Genomic DNA, 19766 nt, shown 5'->3' with positions numbered 1-19766 from the left:
TATATCTATTATAGCAATAATTTTCGGAATATTTAATCATGAAGTATTGGACAACGGAAAACTTGAATAGTATTATCTGAAATATTTGAAAAATATGTTAATATAAATATCATATAAGTCATGATGATAGAAAGGGTGAGGGAATTGAATAGGGTTGAAATTTTGGGCACAGTTTTATTTGTATCAGGGGTCTTGTTGTTTGGACTTATGCACCTTGCGATTGCTAATATTGTGCCTGATTTAGGTGGTTTTACTGGAGCCTCAGGTAGATTTAGTCGTGTTATGGAAGCAGGTATGGTGAATGTCCCATATTTTTTAAGTATAGGGTTTATGGTTACGGGGTTATTGATGATGCTACATCGTGATATTAGAAAATTAAACGGATCAATCCCAGAAGATGAACAATCATAAGGTTTATTGTGGCAGTTATGAATTTAAAACCCGAATGATTTATGTAGGATAAATGGCTCTCACCCAGCAGACATTTTGAAAGAAAACTGTCTGCTGACTAATCCTATAATTAAATCAATCGGGTTTTTTATATGTGAATGATGATTCAACGGGATCACCAAGCATTTATTGAGCTTGGTTGTTGAGTTGAGCTTGGTGTAAATCTGCATAATGACCGTTTTGTTGAATTAATTCCTTGTGTGAACCTTTCTCAATCACTTTGCCATTTTCAAACATAATAATTTGGTCTGCATGGCGTATCGTATTAAGACGATGAGCAATGACGATACTCGTACGACCTTGCATTAATTGGCGCATGGCTTGTTGAATCTTAATTTCGGTTACCGTATCTATGCTGCTTGTTGCTTCGTCTAACACCAATATTTTTGGATCAGATAAGATTACACGCGCAATCGTTATTAATTGTTTCTGGCCTTGGCTAATCCCACTACCATCTTGATCAAGCACGGTGTCATATTGATCAGGTAACCCCGCGATAAATTCATGTGCGTTGGCAAGTTTAGCCGCTTGGGTGACTTCTTCATCTGTTGCATCTAATCGCCCGTAACGGATATTGTCACGAATCGTTCCTTCGAATAAATAAGCATCTTGTAAGACAAAGCCCATATATTGGCGCAAGCTTGATCGTTTTATATCTTTTATGTCGGTTTCGTCTAGTAGTATTCGGCCTTGATCGTATTCATAAAATCGAGATAATAGGTTAATGATTGTCGTTTTACCTGCACCAGTATGACCGACAAGGGCTACCATACTACCAGCTTCGACCTGAAAAGAGACATCGTCTAATACTTTTTCGTTATCATAGGCAAAATGAACATGATCAAATGTGATGTCGCCACGAGGTTCATCAATACCAATCGCATGAGTCTCGTCCTTTTCCTCGCTTTCTTCATCTATGATGTCAAAAACACGTTCTGCACCTGCTACTGCGGTTAATAATTGGTTAAATTGATTAGCGAGTTCATTTAATGGACGTGTAAATTGACGTGCTAATTCTGTGAAGATCACGATTGTACCAACTGTGACCATATCATTTAATGCGAAAATACTGCCGGCAAAGGCAATAAGGGCAAAGCTTAACGAGTTCAGCATATTTAATACTTTAGGAATGAAACCAGAAAAGACAGACGCCCAGTAACTGGAATGCATAACGGCGTTATTTTTGGCCTCGAATTCACGGATGACCCGATTTTCTTGGGAGAATGTTTTCACAATCGGCTGACCAGAAATCGTCTCCTCAACAAAGCCATTTAATTCACCAATACGATTTTGTTGGATTTTAAATAAAGGTCTGGTTCGTTTCGTGATCCATTTAATTCCGATCACGAGTAAAGGCACAATGGTTAAGGTAACGAGCGTTAATGGCGGACTTAAATAAAGCATAACGCTGACAGTTCCAACAAGGGTTAAGATGCTTTGAAATATTTGAATAAACGATTGATTTAATGTGTTACTGATATTATCGACATCATTTGTCACACGACTCATGATTTCACCATACTGACGCTTATCAAAAAATGAAATCGGTAGCTCATGTAATTGATTAAATAATTGAGAACGCAAACGATAAACAGCGTTTTGAGCAATACCAATCATAAGGAAGTTTTGCGTAAAAATCGTAATCGAGTAACTAAGATAAATCACAAGTAAAATAAGAATAAATGTCATAAACCCATCTGATTGACGGTCAACGATATAATCATCAACACCACGACCAATTAAATAAGGCCCAAGAATGGAAAAGGCTGCGCTAAACATGACGAGAACCATGACACTAAGTAATAGCCAATTTTGACGCCACAAATAAAACCAAATACGGCTAATCGTCCCTTTCCAATTACGGACTTTTGGTTTTCGTCCTGCTGATGACTGATTAGCTTCACTTAAATCAATTTTTTCATATTGAAACGGCTCTAATAGTTTTTGTTTAAGACTCATGGCGCTCTTCCTCTCCGAATTGTGACTCAACAATTTGTTGATACATGGCAGAGTGTTGCAATAGGCTGTCGTGGGTGCCTTCAGCAAGTAATTGACCTTCATCAAAGAGTAAAATACGGTCAGCATTCATAGCTGTTGAGATTTTTTGAGTCACAATCAAAGTCGTACACTGATAATGATCAATAGCGTTGAGTAGTTTGGCTTCTGTTTTTAAGTCTAACGCGCTGGTGCTGTCATCAAGCATGAGAATCGTCGGTTTACGGATAAGTGCTCGGGCAATAGAAATGCGTTGTTTCTGACCACCAGAGAGGTTCACCCCTTTTTGACCGATTTTCGTTTGATAACCGTCTGGTAATGCTGCTATTGTATCGTGAATTTGCGCATCTTGGGCTGCTTGTTGAACATCTTCAAGTGATGCGCCATTTTTCCCCCAAGCAATATTGTGAAAGACTGACCCTGTGAATAAGAGTGGATCTTGCGGAACGTAACCAATTGATTGCCTTAATTGATCGAATGAATAAGATTGAACTGGATGATGATCAATATATAATTGTCCCTCACTTGTATCATATAAACGCGGAATCAATTGAAACAATGTTGATTTGCCTGACCCTGTTGCCCCGAGAATCGCCACCTTTTCTTGCGGATCAATATTGAGATTAATATCTTCTAAGACATATTCATGATTAGTCGGATAGCGAAAGGATACCTGATCAAACTGAATCTTACCTGTCGTGATATTTTGATTCTGGTCGACTGATGGGTCTTCAAGTAAATCGACCTCTGTTGTAAAAACGTGTTCTAAACGTTCTGAAGAAGCCTTGGCACGAGCGAATGCTCTGGTTAAAAAGCCAAACATATTCATCGCAAGTGATACACGTAGCGCATAGTTAATAATCGAAACAACTTCACCCACTTGAGCATTATTTTGATTGACTTCCTCATAACCAAACCAAAGAATGAACAAAAGGCTCAAGTTCATAATTAATAATAGAATCGGAGAGGATGCTTCTATCACACGAAAGGCTGTTTTCGTTTCATTCATTAGGTGAGTATTAGCTGTTACAAAACGGTTTTTTTCATGTCGACTTCTTAGAAAAGCTTTAATCAATCGAATGCCACTCAGATTTTCCTGCATCACACGATTCACTTTATCTAAATAACCTTGGACTTTAGTAAAGAGTCGGCTACTGATTTTTACAATGATTCCTAGCAGTAAGATGAGAATAGGGACGGATATTAGGAAGATGAGCGCGATCCGCCAGTTTACGATAAATGACATAGTAATGCCACCAATAACTAATAGTGGCGCACGGAACATAATTCTTAAAGCTAAGAAGAGCCCGCTTTGAATTTGTCTAATATCATTGGTGAAACGAGTGATTAAGGTCGATGTCGGATGTTCGTTTAGATTTTTAAACGAAAAAGATTGGACTTTATCAAATAAGTAGCCTCTAATATCATAACCAAATTTATAGGTTACATGGGATGAATAGAAGGAGTTCCCGATTCCTGCTATAAAAGATAAAATAGCAAGCCCAATCATGATTGACCCCCAGAATATGACGACATTTAGGTCTTGGGTGATAATGCCATTATCAACCATTTTGCCGAGGAAAAATGGCAACATTAGCTCGACTGATAATTCGATTAACATCAGACTCCAAGCGATGATCATATGGAAATAGTACGGTGTTAAGTATGAAAAAATATAACGCATATGATAGCCTCCGTGATTGCTACAATGATGAGAGAAAATATAGCTTAGAAATATACTCTATCTTATCACATGGCAATTGGCAGGTAACAGTAATATGAAATCTATGAAATAAGGTTCTGTTAAAGTTTAGTGTTGATTTCAATTAATTTAGCACTGAGTTGTTGTATTGTGAGAAGTGAAGGTGGCGACTTCTGGTCGACTAAAATCGGTCACGTCCTGTGACCAACGTTGACATTAGGCCGTCCGGGCCGTCACAGGAATAGCACGAGTCTCGAGACCCTGAAGGCCACGATTTTTGGCCGAGGGATGCACCTGCGTCTGCAAGTCAACGCTTCGAAGTAGGCTTCCTCGGTGCAAGTTCCAAAGAAGCTTATTCGATGTAGTTGCCTGGCTTGAGCCGTGCCTGCGGAAAGCGTCCACCGGTAGCGGATCACAATATCAACAACGGACTTTATCAAAGCTTAAAATAAAAAAGAATCTGCCAATTAGGATGGCAGATTCTTAAGTGTTATAGTTGTTCGTAATCAACGTTTTCTAAAATCCAGTTATCATCTTGATAGCTAATGTTATAAATGACTCGAACGTGGCCTGAGAGTTCATTGTCTATTTCTTGAGTAACACGATAAGTCGTATCAGACGGTTGTTCAACTTGATAGTCTTCTCCGAGGTTGATTCGTGTGTCACCACCTGTTGGACGAATATACAAGCCTTCTGATGCGTCACTCGTAATATCTTCTTCAACAATGAATGTTTCAAACAGGTAGTCGATGTGTGATTGAGATAATGTGTCGTTTAAGTCGTTAACAATCTCTTCTTTGCTGTCGTAATGAGCTAAGCGATGGCTCTCACCTTCTTCAGTCTCCATTATTCGATCTTCAGCAGCGTGATACTCATTCAATAAATCTTCTATATTTGGTTCTGGAGGGGAGTCCGTTTGTTCTTCTGATTCAGACTGTTCAGAGCTCGATTCATCTGAGTTGGATTCACTTTCGTCTTGATTTTGTTCTGAGCGTGATACTGTCATGCTCTGGTCACTAAAATTCACTGTCATAGCTTCGATTGAGTCGTATTCGAATACGATATTGCCAATGTCATCAACTAAGGCATCTTGGTCGATACTACCTGCGTTATCAAGGTTTATCGTTAGCATTTGTTCTTCGACTTCAAATCCTTGATAGTTAACACTGCTATAGTCGTCATTAATTAATTGTGATAAGGATAAGTCAAGTTGAACTTGTTCTGCACCACGTAATGATTGATTTTCACCATAAGTGGTACTGACACTAGAACCATCGACTGCGATTGAGAAACTGGCGGATTGGTCTTCCATTCCAGCATCTTGAATATTGATTGACCAGAAACCGTCCTCACTTAATAATTCAACGTTACTCACCACTTTAACCGTGTAGTCCTCAATAGTACGTAAGGCTGAGGCTAAAGCTTCTTGCTGCGACATATCGGATTGTTCACTTGATTCAACAACTTCTAGGTGATCAGCTTCACCTTGTGAAGGATATGATTCTGCTAAATCAGAATGCCATACACGGACTTCATCACCTAATTGAACATCTTCCTCTACATCAGAGTACCAAGTGGCAGGGTATTGGCCGTTTTCATTCTGCTCACTACCTGTTACAAGAATTCGGGTATCTTCTTCTTCAACGACATACCCTTCGACATCAGGATTGCCTTCAGGTGCCGTAGTGGTTTCTTCTTCACCTTCATTGGCTGTATTCGGACTGTCATCAGTTGCTAAGCTTGCAAATATGGTGAACATCAATAGTAAGGCTGCCGCAAGTGGAATAATCACTTTTAACGGAAACATTGGCTGTTTTTCTTTCCGCTTCGGTTCATTTAACTTAGCTAGAACTTGTTTACGATCATGATTCGTAAACGATGTTTGATTTCGATAAGTTTCACGTAAGTCTTTAAGCTTTTGATCCATTTTCTTCACCTCCAGACTCGATAATGGTTTTGAGTCTTTCTCGTCCTCGTTTTAACCGAGCCTTAATTGTATTGGATTTCGTGTCTAAAATTGATGCAATCTCTTGTACGGATAGTTGCTCAAAATAATATAAAATAATCACTTCTTTATACTTTCCTGATAATTGATACACGCGTTGTAGTAATAACTCATTTTCATCAGCTTCTACTGAAATAGATTCAGGTGTTTTGGTTTCAATTGAATCTTTTTGTGCTGACTGCATCAATTTATCTCGAATTCGTTGTTGTCGTTGTTTGAACGAACGCAAATGGTCTTTGCTTTTATTAATCGCAATCCGAAAGAGCCAACTTTTTAATTGTGATTGTTGGTTAAATTGATCAATCTTTTGATAGACCGTAATAAATACATCTTGTGTCACGTCTTCTGCATCGGCTTCGTTATTCACATATGAAAGCACGACACGTTTAATATCAGACCCGTAAAATTGCATGCAATAATCCAAGATGTCGAGCCGGTCTTGTTCGGTTAATGATTCTTTTTCTAGTGCAGCTAATTCAGAAACCGACATAACGAGCCTCCTTTCTGTTTTACTTATTAGACGTCATAAAGCCAAAAGCGGTTGCATGATTTGTAAATATTATAACCTTTCAGCAATTAATCAGTGTATAATAGAGTGAACATCAATTAATGGAGGCCCTATTAAATACATGAATGATTTAGTTCAATATTTACAAGATAGAGAAGATGACATGGTAGAGTTGTTGCGTGAATTGGTATTGATGGAATCACCTTCAAATGATACTAGGTTAACGAAAGCAATGAGTAATTATTTATACAAAGTAGTAAAATCGATGATTAAGGCTGATGTGACACGCTTATCAGGTGATCTATATGCCCCTCATTTAAAGGTTGAATGGGGTGCGGGAGAAGAGCAGTTATTGATTGTGACTCATTTAGATACTGTCTGGCCTGAAGGTACATTGGAAGATATGCCTTGTAAAATAGAAGCAGATAAATTATATGGACCAGGTTCGTTTGACATGAAGGCAGGAATTGTTCAAGCGCTTTTTGCGATCCAATCGATTGAGTATCTTGATCAAACTTTGAATAAGAAAGTCACCTTATTAATTACGAGCGATGAAGAGTTGGGGAGTCCAACGTCTAAGTCATATATAGAGGAAGAAGCGGCGAAAAGTGATGCAGTTTTTGTTTTAGAACCAGCGCAAGGTGAAGCTGGTGCTCTGAAAACAGCTCGAAAAGGGGTCGGGACTTATGAGCTTACGGTTCATGGGGTATCATCACATGCTGGAATTGAACCTGAAAAAGGCGTCAGTGCTATAGAAGAGTTAGCTGAACAGATTACGTATCTATCTAATTTAACTAGTATTGATCAAGGGACGACCGTCAATGTTGGTGTGATTGACGGTGGCTCATCAAAAAATATGATCGCAGAAGAAGCGCATGCAGTCGTAGATGTTCGTGTTCAAACTGAAGTGGAGATGACTAGAGTGGTGTCTGAGATTGAATCGATTAAACCGATTAATAATGGCATCAGCATTGACATACAAGGCAGCATTTACCGTCCACCCCTTGAACGTACAGATGGCAGTGAGATGTTATTCGAGCATGCTCAAACCTTAGCGAAACAATACTTAAACATTAAATTAGAAGAAGAATCGACAGGTGGAGGTAGTGATGCGAATTTCACTGCTTCTTTAGCACCTACATTAGATGGTTTAGGTGCAGTGGGAGATGGAGCTCATGCGAAGCACGAACATGTAATCATACATGAGTTGCCGAAACGCAGTGCCCTTTTAGCTATGTTGTTACGTAGTTATGGCCAAGCATCTCAATAGTCAGGTGCTGTCATCTAAGCGACAAAAAGGTTTGTTTTTAAAATGATGCGTCATTTACTTCAAAAGACACGTTCATTAATCAATGCTATAATGACAACCATAGATCGTTTAAAGGAGTCCAACAATGATTTGCGAACATCCCTATATTACGTTCAGACGTGAAATTGATCATGTTCATTTTCAACAGAAAAACATCGAAGACACCCATTATATTCGATTATATGAAGATCGTATTGAAACAGCTGAATACACGTATGAAATAAGCATGATCTTTGATATGTCATATAAGATGTTATCAGGTCAGTACGGGTTCTTTTATTTACACACCACAAAAGGCGTTATGACCTTTCAAATAAAAGAAAATCCTGAACATTTAATTCATGAATTCCGTAAAGTTGAAATCAAGTAATGGAGGAACACAATGAGAAAACATGTATTACTCGTTGACGGAATGGCCTTGTTATTTCGCGCCTACTATTCCACAGCGATGATGAATAATTTTATGATTAATAGCCAAGGCCTTCCAACGAATGCGATTCATGGCTTTACAAGACATTTATTAACGGCAATTGATACCTTTAACCCAACGCATGTGATTAGTTGCTGGGACATGGGAAGTCACACGTTTCGAAATGACCTCTTCCCAGACTATAAAGCTAATCGTAGTGCCCCGCCAGAAAATCTTGTGCCACAATTTGACCGAGTAAAAGAAATGACAAGTGCGATGGATATTCCGAATGTAGGGATTCCTGGTTATGAAGCAGATGATTGTATTGGTACATTAGCTAGTCATTATCAAGATGAGGCAGACGTCACGATTCTTACAGGGGATCAAGACATCTTACAGTTGCTAGATGACCATGTGCGTGTTGCCCTTCTGAAAAAAGGATACGGCAACTATGATACTTATGAGGCGCCACGATTTATTGAGGAAAAAGGCATTACACCGAAACAAATGATTGAACTTAAGGCGATGATGGGTGATACGAGTGACCATTACCCTGGTGTTCGAGGGATTGGTGAAAAAACAGCCTTGAAATTGTTAATTCAACACGGGTCACTTGATGCGATCCTTAATAATTTAGATACTCTCACGAAAGCTCAGCGGACAAAATTTGAAGCTGATCTTGATATGGTTCATTTATCAAGACAATTAGCTGAAATCCGGTGTGATGCAGGTGTGTCTTGTGATTTGAATGAAGCTCTATATCAGCCAGAACGTGAGAAAGTGATCGCTAAGTTTAATGAATTTGAATTTAAACGGTTAGGCGAGCGAATCTAGGAGGAGATGACATGCGCATATGGTCTATTCACCCGAAATATTTAGATGCTAAAGGTTTAGTGGCGTTGTGGCGTGAAACTTTGCTAGCTCAAAAAGTATTACAAGGTGAGACAAAAGGCTATCGTAATCATCCTCAACTCGTTCGCTTCCGTAATCAAGAGAATCCAGTTCAAGCAATCGGCACATATTTGCAATATGTTTATGATGAGGCTGTTCGACGTAGCTATAACTTTGATCAAAGTAAAGTCTATGATGTTGATCAAACCTTACATCTAAAGGTTACGAAAGGGCAAGCGGAATATGAGTGGCATCATTTATTAGCAAAATTAGAAGTGCGTGATCCTGAGCGTTATGGATCGTTAAAAGAAATGAAACACGAATCAATTGAAGCACATCCTCTATTTTCGATTGTGGAAGGTGAACTCGAAAATTGGGAACGTGTGACCAAGAAATAGAAAGGGTTATACATGAGTCAATTAACATTAATTAAACCGACAACATCACTTGAATCAGCTTATTTGGATTTTATAAATGATTGGCAAGAAGCGGGCGAAGGTGTTGTTCCATCTATATTAGATGCAAAACCATCAGAATTCGATGTATTAGTTGAACAATTATTAAACCGTGAAAAAGGGATTGGCTTAACAGGAGAAGAGGTCCCGGCTTCGACACGTTGGCTCGTTGACGAAAAATATAAGATCATCGGCGCATGTGTTATTCGCCATGAACTAGTCGGTTCCTTAGTAGAAGTCGATGGTTTAGTCGATTTCGGTGTACGTCCATCTGAGCGAAATGAAGGGCATGCGACATTTATGTTGAATGAAGCGACAGCGATGTTGAAATCATTTGGCATTCCTCGTGCTTTAGTCACTTGTCGGGATGGCGACTCAATCGTACAACGCGTTTATGAAAAGATTGGCGGTATGCAAGGCTTACCATTTACCAAAGAAAATGGAGAAGTGGTTCGACGCTTCTGGGTTGATTTGCGAGACTAAGAATAAACCAAGGTATGAATTGACCAAATCAATCGTTTGATTAATATCAGATTATTATGTATTAAGACTTGGAGGTGCGCATATGAGTATTTTAGGAATCCATCACGTATCAGCCATGACGAAACAAGCGCAAATTAACGTTAATTTCTATACGAAACTATTAGGAATGCGAATGGTCAAAAAGACGGTCAATCAAGATGATCCATCTATGTATCATCTTTTTTACGGTGATGAATTGGGGCGACCAGGGACTGAGTTTACGTTTTTTGAGATTCCTCAAATTGGTCAAAATCATGACGGTAATAATAGTATTTCGGCAACATCGCTTCGTGTGCCTACTGATGAAGCCTTGACTTATTGGGAAGAACGGTTATCCTCAGCTAATATAGAACACGATGGAATTCAGGAACAATTTGGTCGGAAGGTCTTACCATTTCAAGATCATGAGAAACAACGGTTGATTTTGGTCTCTGATGAAGGGAATAACGGTGTAGCAGGTGGGCAAGCTTGGGAAAAATCATTCGCAAGCACGCAACATGGAATTGTCGGTCTTGGTCCTATTCATTTAACTGTGCCTGACATTAAACAACTAGAATCGGTGATAGTCGACGTTCTTGAATTCCATCATATAGGCGAGTATCAAGGTGCTCAACATGAAATGGTTTATGTCTATGAGATGGGTGAAGGTGGAACAGGTGCAGAAGTGCATGTACATCATCGCTCGGATCTTTCCGCAGAACGATTAGGACGTGGAGGCGTGCATCATGTGGCATTCCGTGTTGAGGATGAATCGAGTTTGAAACGTTGGATTGATACCTTAACTGCGAATGGAATTGGCCATTCTAATTTTGTTGATCGTCACTATTTTAAATCCGTCTACTTCCGCGAACCGAACGGAATTTTATTTGAATTAGCTACTGATGGACCTGGTTTTGCGACAGATGAAGATGTTCATCATCTAGGTGAGTCTCTTGCTTTACCGCCATTTTTAGAATCAAAACGGAATCGCATCGAAAAAGTTTTAAAACCAATTCACATGTAATAAGAAATTAATATGGTAGGTGCCAATAGATCATGAAAAAAGTATACTGTCAAAACTGTGGAAAACACATTGAATCCAAGCGAGATTTATTTACAACGCAAATCTTCTTTATGATTCAAGCTTATTGCCAATCATGCTACTTTGAACGTATTAAGAAGGTTTCAGCACTCGCAGTAAGCAATACACCACTTAACGGACGTTATTCAAATTTCTTAGCGTTAATGACATTAGTGGGCTTGATCATGGTCTATTTTGCAGAAATAGATTATATTAAAATCCCATTATTAGTTGTTCTATCTATTGTGTTATTCATGCGTTTGTATTCATTTATTCGGTTTGAACGGCATTTGCTATTTTAAAGGTGGGGAATGGTAATGCGTTATATGATGTTAGTCTTAGCTGGTGCGATCTTGTGGGGAACGACAGGAACAGCACAAGCACTCGCACCTAATGAGTCATCACCCCTTGTAGTAGGTGCATTACGCTTACTCATTGGTGGTGGCTCTTTATTTATTTTAATTTCATTGCAAAAGCGATTTTCATTTCGTCATTTACCTAAGAAACCAATATTAATAAGTGCTATTGCTATGGCGTTATATCAACCGTTCTTTTTTTCAGGTGTTGCCATGACAGGAGTTGCTGTAGGTACAGTAATTGCGATTTGTAGTGCTCCGATTATAGCTGGTTTATTTGAAGCCATTAAATTTCGAAGTATGCCAGAAAGACTATGGGTAATAGCAACAGCTTTAGCTATTCTAGGGTGTGTCTTATTATTTTCAGCAAGCGAAAAGGTCGCTTTTGACCCAAGAGGGATGGTTCTAGCCTTGTTAGCTGGAGTAGCCTTTGCTATCTACACGTTAACAAGTAAACAACTTGTGACATCTTATCGATCAGACACGGTTGTAGCTGTTGTGTTTAGTACAGCAGCGTTATTCTTATTACCTATTCTAGTTGTATCTGATTTAGCTTGGGTTTTTGAACCGATGGGACTTGTGACGATGCTTCATTTAGGTCTGCTAGCCACTGCTTTGGCCTATTTATTGTTTGCAGCTGGACTAAAAGGTGTTACCGCTTCGGCTGCTGTCACACTTGCCTTAGCAGAACCATTAACAGCAGCTATGCTTGGGTTTATTTGGCTAGGCGAGCCATTGAATTTCGTGTCTGGTTTTGGAATTTTGCTATTGTTAGGGGCTATATTGCTCCTAACTTTAAAGCCATCAAATCAAGCGTCAACCTCATAGAAAAACCGTCCAAATCATAAGTCATTTGGACGGTTCTTTCGCTTACTAAAATTCATCACTAAGGATGATAAGAAATGGCCGACTAAGGTGTATACTAGAACGGCAAAAATGGCTGAAAACTCAATCACATAAATGCCATCTAATACTTTCGAAGGAAAGATTCCTTCAAATGGTAAGAGTAATGGAGCGCTTGTTTGATAAATCCATTCCACAAATGGAGCCGATTCAGACGCACCGAATAATTTGAGGATAATCCGTAATCCTAAGAGTATCTGAACGATCCATACTAGTATATTTATCAATTGATTAATATATTGCATCACTTTCATAAGCTTCACCTCTTATTCATGGTTACCACATATGCTTCGTAGCTTAAACATCACTTTTGACGTTGAATATGATATAATTTTTTTGAGGAACCATATATTTACTATTTTATATAAAAGACTGAAGGAGTTTAAACATGTTTACGGTATTAATTATTTCAATTGTGATTGTCATTGTTGTAGCTGTGCTAACAATTATTGCAATAACAAAAGGGTATGCCTATGAACATACCGTTGACCCTTTACCTGAAAATGAAGAAAAAGAACAATCTGAACCTGACAAAAACAATGAGTAGCCAAGACCATTTGTTAAATGCCGACATGCACTTTCTTAAGTGTTTGTCGGCATTTTTAATAGCTTCAAAATCATGTCCTAATATAGTACAAAATATTACAACGATATAATAAATCAATAACAATTTGGTTATATGGGTTCAATCAAGTATAGAGATGCGATATTATGTCTTTGGTTGATTGGGGGCGAAAAGATTATGCAACGACTAGCCTTTTTTGACAACGCCAAAGTCTTTTTTATATTTTTAGTTGTTTTTGGACATTTAATCCAACCTATGCAAGGTGATTTGATCAGTGTAGATGCACTATATCAGTGGATCTATATATTCCATATTCCTGGATTTGTATTGATGAGTGGTTATTTCGCTAAAGGAAGAAGTGATCAGAGCTTTCTAGTTAAAATGATGAAAAAGCTGTTACTACCATTCTTATTATTTCAAGTACTATATTCAATTGTACCTATTTTGATTAATACTGACCCTTGGTATGTCGCTTTATATAAGCCACATTGGAGTCTGTGGTTTCTATTAAGTCTATTTTGCTGGCATCTCTTACTCATCGCTTTTAAACATTTATCACCAATTAAAGGTTTGATGATTGCGTTTAGTATTGGCTTAGGAATTGGGCTCGTCCCATTTATAGGGCATGAATTTAGTATATCGAGAACATTTGTGTTTTTCCCATTTTTCCTAATGGGGTACTGGATGGACCAAACGTTAATCACGTATTTAAAAGAAATGAAGTTCAAGGTTGTAGCCGTTTTAATCTTAACCATATTATTTGTAGTCAGTCTAGTTATGCCTGTTATCCCTGATGAATTACTATTTGGGTCAGCCTCTTATAGCGCTATGGGAATTGAATCGATTGGAATTATTGCACGGTTAAGCTTATACGCTTTAGCGATTTTAATGGTGTTTTCGGTGCTTACCTTAATTCCAACTAAGAACTATCAAATCACAGCAATGGGACCATATACACTATACGTCTATTTGCTTCATGGTGTGATTATTCAATTTGTTCGCGAGCTAGGATTGCTTAGAATGAATGAGAATTTAGATGTTTTAGCTTTAGCGATTATTGCTGGTGCGATTGTCATGTTCTTATCATCAAGATATGTGTTGATCTTTACTCAGCCAATCATTGAAATGAATACAGTCTGGGCACAAAAGTGGTTAAAAACTCGAAGTCAGCAGCAAATGAATTATCGAAATCATCAATCGACTTAAAGTTAAATCATTTGTGAATCTAAAAAATCTCCGAGCTATCCAGATGAGTAGCTCGGAGATTTTTGTGTTTTTTAGTCTAAAACAACTTGATTGAAAAAGGATTCGAATTCCTCGTTCGGTGCTGCACCGACAATGCGGTTAACTTCTTCGCCATTTTCGTAATGTACGACAGTAGGTGTGCTTTCGATATTGAAATTATTCCAACCTTGGTCATGTTCAAGAAGATTAAATAATGTCATATCAACATCCATATCATCAGCCAGTGGCATTAAACGTGGTGTCGTTTCTTGACAATGGTGACATTCTGGACTGAAATAGTACACCGTTAAAGAATCTTCTTCTTCAATTTGTTGTTCTAATTGGTCTGGTTCGACTGCTTGACTATAATATTCTTCATTAGAAGTGTCAGATCCTTGGTTTGTTAATAAGATTAAGACAACAAATAAGACGATGATAATACCGCCAAAAATTAATATTTTTTTCATTTTAAATCCTCCTAAATTAAGGTCAGTATGAATTAATGAGACTGCTTGATCTTACGGTTACCTAAAATGCTTAGCGTAAGTATAATTGCAAATGCAAGCCCTGCTAAGAAAGGAATCGTAATGAATCCACCCCAGTTAATATATTGTGCGACACAAGATGTCTCACCACAGCTTAAAGCATTATCTTGCATAAAAGCAATTTTTTGAATGGTATAATGATAAATGGAAATAGCTAGTCCTATACCTGATAAGATCATGCTGTATTGGAAAACATGACGATCTTTCCCGACGATACCGATTATCATGATTATAACGAGAGGATACATGAATATCCGTTGATACCAACATAATAAACACGGCTCGAACTGACGAATTTCTGAGAAATATAAGGAACCTAGTGTGGCTACTAAGGCCACAAGCCATACCATAATCACAGTATTTTCGCTTTGTTTTTCCATGGATAAATCTCCTTTTACAAATAACGTCTATCACAAATTATAGTATGATTCCTTGTAAAAAGTAAGTTTTATTTATGAACATTTTCTAACTTCATGAAAATGGTGTATGATAAGAAAAGATTGGAGGCGAATTCATGCATAAATTACATAATATAAGCAGTCGAATGGCAACAGCTTTTCTGACTATGGTTCTTACATATATCGCTTATTTACTTTATTCAGGTTTTCATTTGTCAGAAGCTTATGATCTTGTGTCTAATCCATTTATATGGTTAATCTTCATTGTTTACTTGGTGGTCTGCTCTTATGTGAATGAATGGGTAGCACGTAAGTTAGATGATAATGCAAAACGGACGTTTGTATCATTATATATGATTTCGGCTATGTTTATTTGGGTGCTTGTTTATATCCCTTTAGCGATGAGTTCTATGGCTGTTTATCTCTATATGATTTTTTATAGTAGTTTGTTTACGGTATTTGCGTTTTTATTGTTTTATTTTATTGAACGCATTGTGCGTCGTTCGAAAAGACGCCCATTTGGTGTGGGTGTTCCTGCGATTATCATTCTAATTATTATTATGACCTGGAATCCTGCGATTAAATCTGGTTTCTCTGAAACATACGATCAAGGTCAGTACGAAGTGACATTTGACCAGTTTAATGGTGAGGAAACGGTTCATATTCCGGTAGAATCTGGTCAGGATTACGAGTTACGGGTTGAGTGGGGCCTAGCCGATGACTCAGGAAATAATTATGGCTTGAAACGCCATTCCGCTACAAGTAACTATGGTAACTTAGATTATATCGGTGAAAATGAAGATTGGTTATACCAATTTGAAGCTACTGATTCAGGTGATTTACCTATTAAATATCATGGCCATAATATTAGTGGTTCAATTGTGATTACATGGAAAAACGTCTCGGACAATTAGTCTTGTCCGAGACGTTTTTCATTTGACTTAAGTTCTTGTTTATAATCATACATCGCACGGTCAGCTTTTGAAATATAGAATTCAAGGTTATTTATCGCGTCTTTACAATTATTAATCTATAACTTACAATCATATAAGTATTAACTTATATAAGGGGATGCTTATATGGCGTTACAAACACAAACTGTTCAACAAACGTCTCAAACACTTAAGTTACTAGGGGATTATAATCGTCTTAGAATGATGCAATTCATTTATGAGCGTGAATGCTGCGTGTGCGAGCTAGTTGAATTAATCAATCTATCACAGCCAGCTATCAGTCAACATTTACGCAAGCTACGAGATGGTGGTTTAGTCATGGAACAACGAAAAGGATCATGGGTGTTTTATCGAATGAACGAAGACCACACAACGTTTAACTTAATGAAAGAGATTCTTCAATCATTACCGAGTGTCCAGAGTGAGTTGGATGAACTAGAACAAGATGGACTAAACGTCATATGTCATAAATAAAGGAGTTTACTTCATGGAATTAACTATAGCTATTATTATATTTCTAATTACGTTAACATTTGTTATCTGGCAACCTAAAAATCTAGGGATTGGCTGGACAGCGTGTACGGGTGCATTACTTGCCTTGGTCTTTGGTGTTGTAAACGTGCAAGATGTCATTGATGTAACGGAGCTTGTGTGGAATGCGACATTTGCATTCGTAGCAATTATTATTATTTCGTTGATTTTAGATGAGATTGGCTTTTTTGAATGGGCAGCTTTACATATGGCACGACTTGCCGGTGGTAATGGTGTGAAAATGTTTGTGCTTGTGACCTTACTCGGTGCTGCTGTGGCCGCATTATTTGCGAATGATGGAGCAGCGTTAATCTTAACACCGATTGTTTTATCGATGGTTCGCGCTCTTAATTTCAAAGAAGCGATGATTCTGCCGTTTATTATGGCGAGTGGTTTTATTGCTGATACGACATCATTACCTTTAGTGATTAGTAACCTTGTGAATATTGTGTCAGCTGACTTTTTTGATATAGGTTTTTTAGAGTATTTATTAAGGATGATTATTCCGAATTTATTTTCAATGATTGCAAGTATTGCAGTATTATATCTGTTCTTCCGAAAATCTATTCCAAAGAATTATGATTTAAGTGAATTACAAGAACCTAAAGAAGCAATTAAAGACCATAAGATGTTCCGCATTTCATGGTTTGTCTTAATCGTTTTATTAGCTGGGTACTTCGCAAGTGAGTGGGTTGACTTTCTTTATGTGTCATTCGTGGCAGGTGTCATTGCGATTATTTTCTTGATACTAGCAAAACGGAGTAAAGCCGTCCCGACAAGTGATGTTGTGAAAGGTGCTCCGTGGGATATTGTTTTCTTTTCGATTGGAATGTATGTCGTTGTTTACGGTTTGCGTAATGTCGGTTTAACCGATGTTCTTGCAAATGTTATTGATGCAGCTGCAGGTCAAGGTTTAATGGTTGCGACGATGTCGATGGGTTTTCTGGCCGCAATCTTGTCTTCTATCATGAATAACATGCCAACCGTCATGATCGATGCTTTAGCTATTGAGGCCTCGAATACATCGGGCATGATTAAAGAAGCGTTAATTTATGCCAATGTAATCGGAAGTGACTTAGGTCCGAAAATCACACCAATTGGTTCACTTGCGACATTGTTATGGCTGCATGTGTTATCGAAGAAAGGTATTAAGATTTCGTGGGGTTACTACTTTAAAGTCGGCTTAATCTTAACGATTCCAGTGTTAGCTTTCACGTTACTCGGTTTATATGTCTCAATTATTTTAGTAAATTTATAAGGAGTGTTCTGTATGAGTAAGCCAATTATTTATTTCTTGTGTACGGGTAATTCTTGTCGCAGTCAGATGGCTGAAGGGTTAGGGCGTCAATTATTAGGTGATGAGTGGGATGTCCATAGTGCTGGTATTGAGGCGCATGGTGTGAATCCGAAAGCGGTTGAAATGATGGATGAAGTAGGCGTTGATATACGAGATCAGCAATCAGCTGTCATTGATCGTGATCTGTTGAAGCGAGCGAGTTTAGTGATTACACTTTGTGGTGATGCGAAAGAAAACTGTCCGGTCACGCCACCGAATGTTGAGACAGATCACTGGGGATTGTTTGATCCGGCTAAAGCAGAAGGAAGCGAAGAAGAAGTGAACCAAGTTTTTCGTGATGTCCGAGATGATATTAAACGTCGGATTGAATCATTGAAAGATCATAAATAAAACCAAAAACACCTCAGCTTCATGTAATTCAACTTGAGCTGAGGTGTTTTATATGGTTAAGGCTATTGTACTGTTTCTAGCTCTTCTTGTGGGCCGAAGAATTCAAAGTTAAGGCGGTCTTCGGTCACACCATGTTGATTTAAATGATTCATAACAGCTTCCATAAACGGTTTTGGACCACAGAAATAAAAATCAGCTTCATCCATCGGCAAGTGATCCTTCATCCAATCATATGTGATGAAACCTTTCTGATGATAATGTTTATTGGCCTCATCATCTGCTGTTGGGTGAGATAGAATGGTATAGATATTAACATGTTGATGATCTAATACTAAATCCGTTAGTTCCTGTTCAAAAGCTTGAACATCTCCATTACGGACGGCATGTACTATTGATACTGGTCGACTCGGCTGTTGCTCAACGACTGTATGAAGCATATTGATAAGCGGTGTAATACCTACACCACCAGCTAACAGAACGAGTGGTTTTGTACTATTCGTATCTAGTGTGAATTCACCTGCTGGCGCACTAACGTCTAACAGGTCACCAACTGATGCTTCGTTGTGTAAATAATTGGAGACAACACCATTCGGATCATGTTCATCTTCACGTTTAACACTGATTCGGAAATAACTTTGATTCGGTTTGTATGAAAGACTGTACTGACGAATATTCGTATAGGTTTCACTTGGAATATCAAGTTTAACACTAATATATTGACCTGGTTCGAAAGTCGGCAGTGGTTGTTCATCAACTGGTTTGAGATAAAATGACGTGATAACATCACTTTCAACAACTTTACCTGCAATGTAGAAAGGTTTGAAATCTTTCCATCCACCTGGTTGTTGTTCAGTTTCTTCGTATAAATCAGCTTCAACACTGATAAAAATATCGGCAATCACTTGATAAGCGTCTTCCCAAGCTTGCATGATGTCATCTGTTGCAGCATCACCTAATACGTCTTTGATCGCAATAAGTAAGTTCTCACCGACGATCGGATAGTGTTCAGGTTTAATACCTAAACTGCGATGTTTATGAGCGATTTGTTCAACAACAGGCATAATCGACTCTAATTGGTCGATGTGTTCAGCTGATGCGATAATAGAGTTAGCTAAAGCACGTTGCTGTTTACCTTGTTTTTGATTTGCTTGATTAAATATATTTAAGAGCTTTGGGTGTTTTTCGAAAAGCAATTGGTAAAAACGTGTTGTAATCGTTGTGCCATGTTCACGCAGTACCGGAGCTGTTGCCTTAATTGTATCTTTTTGTTGTTCTGTTAACATTTGAAACCCTCCATA

The 19766-nt window shown here is 38.1% G+C and carries 23 protein-coding genes; 15 read left to right on the top strand and 8 right to left on the bottom strand.

Annotated elements, in window-relative coordinates; all coding sequences use genetic code 11:
* Nucleotides 1–144: 144 nt before the first annotated feature.
* Nucleotides 145–411: a hypothetical protein gene (locus J2S77_RS06295; protein ID WP_306975676.1), complete on the top strand. Its 267-nt coding sequence runs from the start codon at nucleotides 145–147 to the stop codon at nucleotides 409–411.
* A 165-nt stretch (nucleotides 412–576) separates the two neighbouring features.
* On the opposite strand, the gene J2S77_RS06290 is transcribed toward J2S77_RS06295, so the two are convergent.
* The 4 genes from J2S77_RS06290 to J2S77_RS06275 form a co-directional block, all read right to left on the bottom strand.
* Entirely contained in the window at nucleotides 577–2409 is a 1833-nt protein-coding gene (locus J2S77_RS06290) for an ABC transporter ATP-binding protein (protein ID WP_306975674.1), read from the bottom strand.
* Nucleotides 2399–4129, bottom strand: coding sequence for an ABC transporter ATP-binding protein (locus J2S77_RS06285; RefSeq protein WP_306975672.1), 1731 nt, complete (start codon nucleotides 4127–4129; stop codon nucleotides 2399–2401). Before J2S77_RS06285 ends, J2S77_RS06290 begins: the two co-directional genes overlap by 11 nt.
* 508 nt (nucleotides 4130–4637) lie before the next feature.
* The gene (locus J2S77_RS06280; RefSeq protein ID WP_306975670.1) at nucleotides 4638–6074 is read right to left on the bottom strand and encodes a DUF3221 domain-containing protein; all 1437 of its coding nucleotides are present in this window, start codon (nucleotides 6072–6074) and stop codon (nucleotides 4638–4640) included.
* Entirely contained in the window at nucleotides 6058–6642 is a 585-nt protein-coding gene (locus tag J2S77_RS06275; RefSeq protein WP_306975669.1) for a sigma-70 family RNA polymerase sigma factor, read from the bottom strand. Before J2S77_RS06275 ends, J2S77_RS06280 begins: the two co-directional genes overlap by 17 nt.
* A gap of 139 nt (nucleotides 6643–6781) precedes the next feature.
* On the opposite strand from J2S77_RS06275, the gene J2S77_RS06270 reads away from it, so the two are divergent.
* The 8 genes from J2S77_RS06270 (at nucleotide 6782) to J2S77_RS06235 (ending at nucleotide 12490) form a co-directional block, all read left to right on the top strand.
* Nucleotides 6782–7930, top strand: a complete 1149-nt coding sequence (locus J2S77_RS06270) for a M20 family metallopeptidase (RefSeq protein WP_306975666.1) — start codon at nucleotides 6782–6784, stop codon at nucleotides 7928–7930.
* Between the two features lie 124 nt (nucleotides 7931–8054).
* The gene (locus tag J2S77_RS06265) at nucleotides 8055–8339 is read left to right on the top strand and encodes a hypothetical protein (RefSeq protein ID WP_306975664.1); all 285 of its coding nucleotides are present in this window, start codon (nucleotides 8055–8057) and stop codon (nucleotides 8337–8339) included.
* Between the two features lie 12 nt (nucleotides 8340–8351).
* A complete protein-coding gene (locus J2S77_RS06260) occupies nucleotides 8352–9212 on the top strand; it encodes a 5'-3' exonuclease (RefSeq protein WP_306975661.1) in 861 nt (286 codons plus the stop codon).
* Between the two features lie 11 nt (nucleotides 9213–9223).
* Nucleotides 9224–9667 (top strand): pyrimidine dimer DNA glycosylase/endonuclease V, encoded by a 444-nt coding sequence (locus J2S77_RS06255; protein ID WP_306975660.1) that lies wholly within the window; start codon nucleotides 9224–9226, stop codon nucleotides 9665–9667.
* 12 nt (nucleotides 9668–9679) lie between these two features.
* Nucleotides 9680–10207, top strand: coding sequence for a GNAT family N-acetyltransferase (locus J2S77_RS06250; protein ID WP_306975658.1), 528 nt, complete (start codon nucleotides 9680–9682; stop codon nucleotides 10205–10207).
* Between the two features lie 82 nt (nucleotides 10208–10289).
* Nucleotides 10290–11249: a ring-cleaving dioxygenase gene (locus J2S77_RS06245; protein ID WP_306975656.1), complete on the top strand. Its 960-nt coding sequence runs from the start codon at nucleotides 10290–10292 to the stop codon at nucleotides 11247–11249.
* Nucleotides 11250–11281: 32 nt separating this feature from the next.
* Nucleotides 11282–11608, top strand: coding sequence for a hypothetical protein (locus J2S77_RS06240; protein ID WP_306975654.1), 327 nt, complete (start codon nucleotides 11282–11284; stop codon nucleotides 11606–11608).
* Nucleotides 11609–11623: 15 nt separating this feature from the next.
* A complete protein-coding gene (locus tag J2S77_RS06235; RefSeq protein WP_306975652.1) occupies nucleotides 11624–12490 on the top strand; it encodes a DMT family transporter in 867 nt (288 codons plus the stop codon).
* Between the two features lie 14 nt (nucleotides 12491–12504).
* Here J2S77_RS06235 and J2S77_RS06230 read toward each other — a convergent pair whose 3' ends face one another.
* The gene (locus J2S77_RS06230) at nucleotides 12505–12819 is read right to left on the bottom strand and encodes a YggT family protein (RefSeq protein WP_306975650.1); all 315 of its coding nucleotides are present in this window, start codon (nucleotides 12817–12819) and stop codon (nucleotides 12505–12507) included.
* 134 nt (nucleotides 12820–12953) lie between these two features.
* Here J2S77_RS06230 and ytzI point away from each other — a divergent pair, with 134 nt between their 5' ends.
* Both ytzI and J2S77_RS06220 read left to right on the top strand, forming a co-directional pair.
* Complete coding sequence (ytzI, locus tag J2S77_RS06225) at nucleotides 12954–13112, top strand: YtzI protein (RefSeq protein WP_306975648.1); 159 nt, start codon at nucleotides 12954–12956, stop codon at nucleotides 13110–13112.
* 195 nt (nucleotides 13113–13307) lie between these two features.
* A complete protein-coding gene (locus tag J2S77_RS06220; RefSeq protein ID WP_306975646.1) occupies nucleotides 13308–14336 on the top strand; it encodes an acyltransferase family protein in 1029 nt (342 codons plus the stop codon).
* A 71-nt stretch (nucleotides 14337–14407) separates the two neighbouring features.
* On the opposite strand, the gene J2S77_RS06215 is transcribed toward J2S77_RS06220, so the two are convergent.
* Entirely contained in the window at nucleotides 14408–14821 is a 414-nt protein-coding gene (locus J2S77_RS06215; protein WP_306975644.1) for a thioredoxin family protein, read from the bottom strand.
* 32 nt (nucleotides 14822–14853) lie between these two features.
* Entirely contained in the window at nucleotides 14854–15279 is a 426-nt protein-coding gene (locus J2S77_RS06210; protein ID WP_306975642.1) for a disulfide oxidoreductase, read from the bottom strand.
* A gap of 134 nt (nucleotides 15280–15413) precedes the next feature.
* On the opposite strand from J2S77_RS06210, the gene J2S77_RS06205 reads away from it, so the two are divergent.
* From J2S77_RS06205 to arsC, 4 genes are all read left to right on the top strand, one after another.
* Nucleotides 15414–16211 carry an acyltransferase family protein gene (locus J2S77_RS06205; protein WP_306975641.1) on the top strand — a complete coding sequence of 266 codons (798 nt, stop codon included), beginning with the start codon at nucleotides 15414–15416 and terminating at the stop codon, nucleotides 16209–16211.
* Between the two features lie 165 nt (nucleotides 16212–16376).
* Nucleotides 16377–16724, top strand: a complete 348-nt coding sequence (locus tag J2S77_RS06200) for an ArsR/SmtB family transcription factor (RefSeq protein ID WP_306975638.1) — start codon at nucleotides 16377–16379, stop codon at nucleotides 16722–16724.
* Nucleotides 16725–16737: 13 nt separating this feature from the next.
* On the top strand, nucleotides 16738–18039 hold the full coding sequence (locus tag J2S77_RS06195) for an arsenic transporter (RefSeq protein WP_306975636.1): 1302 nt from the start codon (nucleotides 16738–16740) through the stop codon (nucleotides 18037–18039).
* A gap of 12 nt (nucleotides 18040–18051) precedes the next feature.
* Nucleotides 18052–18468, top strand: a complete 417-nt coding sequence (gene arsC, locus J2S77_RS06190) for an arsenate reductase (thioredoxin) (RefSeq protein WP_306975635.1) — start codon at nucleotides 18052–18054, stop codon at nucleotides 18466–18468.
* A gap of 62 nt (nucleotides 18469–18530) precedes the next feature.
* Here the strand turns inward: arsC and hmpA are convergent, their stop codons facing one another.
* Entirely contained in the window at nucleotides 18531–19751 is a 1221-nt protein-coding gene (gene hmpA / locus J2S77_RS06185; protein ID WP_306975634.1) for an NO-inducible flavohemoprotein, read from the bottom strand.
* Nucleotides 19752–19766 lie beyond the last annotated feature (15 nt).

The organism is Alkalibacillus salilacus (genome assembly GCF_030812915.1).
Taxonomy (GTDB): Bacteria; Bacillota; Bacilli; order Bacillales; family Alkalibacillaceae; genus Alkalibacillus; species Alkalibacillus salilacus.
Note: the sequence above shows the minus strand (reverse complement) of the source record. Positions and strands in the feature narration are given on the sequence as shown.

What these genes read in the sequence shown, in the direction of transcription:
- J2S77_RS06275 (WP_306975669.1), bottom strand. Translation starts at nt 6,642, where the DNA reads ATGTCGGTTTCTGAATTAGCTGCACTAGAAAAAGAATCATTAACCGAA.
- J2S77_RS06265 (WP_306975664.1), top strand. Translation starts at nt 8,055, where the DNA reads ATGATTTGCGAACATCCCTATATTACGTTCAGACGTGAAATTGATCAT.
- J2S77_RS06220 (WP_306975646.1), top strand. Translation starts at nt 13,308, where the DNA reads ATGCAACGACTAGCCTTTTTTGACAACGCCAAAGTCTTTTTTATATTT.
- J2S77_RS06230 (WP_306975650.1), bottom strand. Translation starts at nt 12,819, where the DNA reads ATGAAAGTGATGCAATATATTAATCAATTGATAAATATACTAGTATGG.
- J2S77_RS06205 (WP_306975641.1), top strand. Translation starts at nt 15,414, where the DNA reads ATGCATAAATTACATAATATAAGCAGTCGAATGGCAACAGCTTTTCTG.
- J2S77_RS06200 (WP_306975638.1), top strand. Translation starts at nt 16,377, where the DNA reads ATGGCGTTACAAACACAAACTGTTCAACAAACGTCTCAAACACTTAAG.
- J2S77_RS06280 (WP_306975670.1), bottom strand. Translation starts at nt 6,074, where the DNA reads ATGGATCAAAAGCTTAAAGACTTACGTGAAACTTATCGAAATCAAACA.
- J2S77_RS06210 (WP_306975642.1), bottom strand. Translation starts at nt 15,279, where the DNA reads ATGGAAAAACAAAGCGAAAATACTGTGATTATGGTATGGCTTGTGGCC.
- J2S77_RS06270 (WP_306975666.1), top strand. Translation starts at nt 6,782, where the DNA reads ATGAATGATTTAGTTCAATATTTACAAGATAGAGAAGATGACATGGTA.
- hmpA (WP_306975634.1), bottom strand. Translation starts at nt 19,751, where the DNA reads ATGTTAACAGAACAACAAAAAGATACAATTAAGGCAACAGCTCCGGTA.
- J2S77_RS06250 (WP_306975658.1), top strand. Translation starts at nt 9,680, where the DNA reads ATGAGTCAATTAACATTAATTAAACCGACAACATCACTTGAATCAGCT.
- J2S77_RS06215 (WP_306975644.1), bottom strand. Translation starts at nt 14,821, where the DNA reads ATGAAAAAAATATTAATTTTTGGCGGTATTATCATCGTCTTATTTGTT.
- J2S77_RS06290 (WP_306975674.1), bottom strand. Translation starts at nt 2,409, where the DNA reads ATGAGTCTTAAACAAAAACTATTAGAGCCGTTTCAATATGAAAAAATT.
- J2S77_RS06285 (WP_306975672.1), bottom strand. Translation starts at nt 4,129, where the DNA reads ATGCGTTATATTTTTTCATACTTAACACCGTACTATTTCCATATGATC.
- ytzI (WP_306975648.1), top strand. Translation starts at nt 12,954, where the DNA reads ATGTTTACGGTATTAATTATTTCAATTGTGATTGTCATTGTTGTAGCT.
- arsC (WP_306975635.1), top strand. Translation starts at nt 18,052, where the DNA reads ATGAGTAAGCCAATTATTTATTTCTTGTGTACGGGTAATTCTTGTCGC.
- J2S77_RS06240 (WP_306975654.1), top strand. Translation starts at nt 11,282, where the DNA reads ATGAAAAAAGTATACTGTCAAAACTGTGGAAAACACATTGAATCCAAG.
- J2S77_RS06195 (WP_306975636.1), top strand. Translation starts at nt 16,738, where the DNA reads ATGGAATTAACTATAGCTATTATTATATTTCTAATTACGTTAACATTT.
- J2S77_RS06245 (WP_306975656.1), top strand. Translation starts at nt 10,290, where the DNA reads ATGAGTATTTTAGGAATCCATCACGTATCAGCCATGACGAAACAAGCG.
- J2S77_RS06255 (WP_306975660.1), top strand. Translation starts at nt 9,224, where the DNA reads ATGCGCATATGGTCTATTCACCCGAAATATTTAGATGCTAAAGGTTTA.
- J2S77_RS06260 (WP_306975661.1), top strand. Translation starts at nt 8,352, where the DNA reads ATGAGAAAACATGTATTACTCGTTGACGGAATGGCCTTGTTATTTCGC.
- J2S77_RS06235 (WP_306975652.1), top strand. Translation starts at nt 11,624, where the DNA reads ATGCGTTATATGATGTTAGTCTTAGCTGGTGCGATCTTGTGGGGAACG.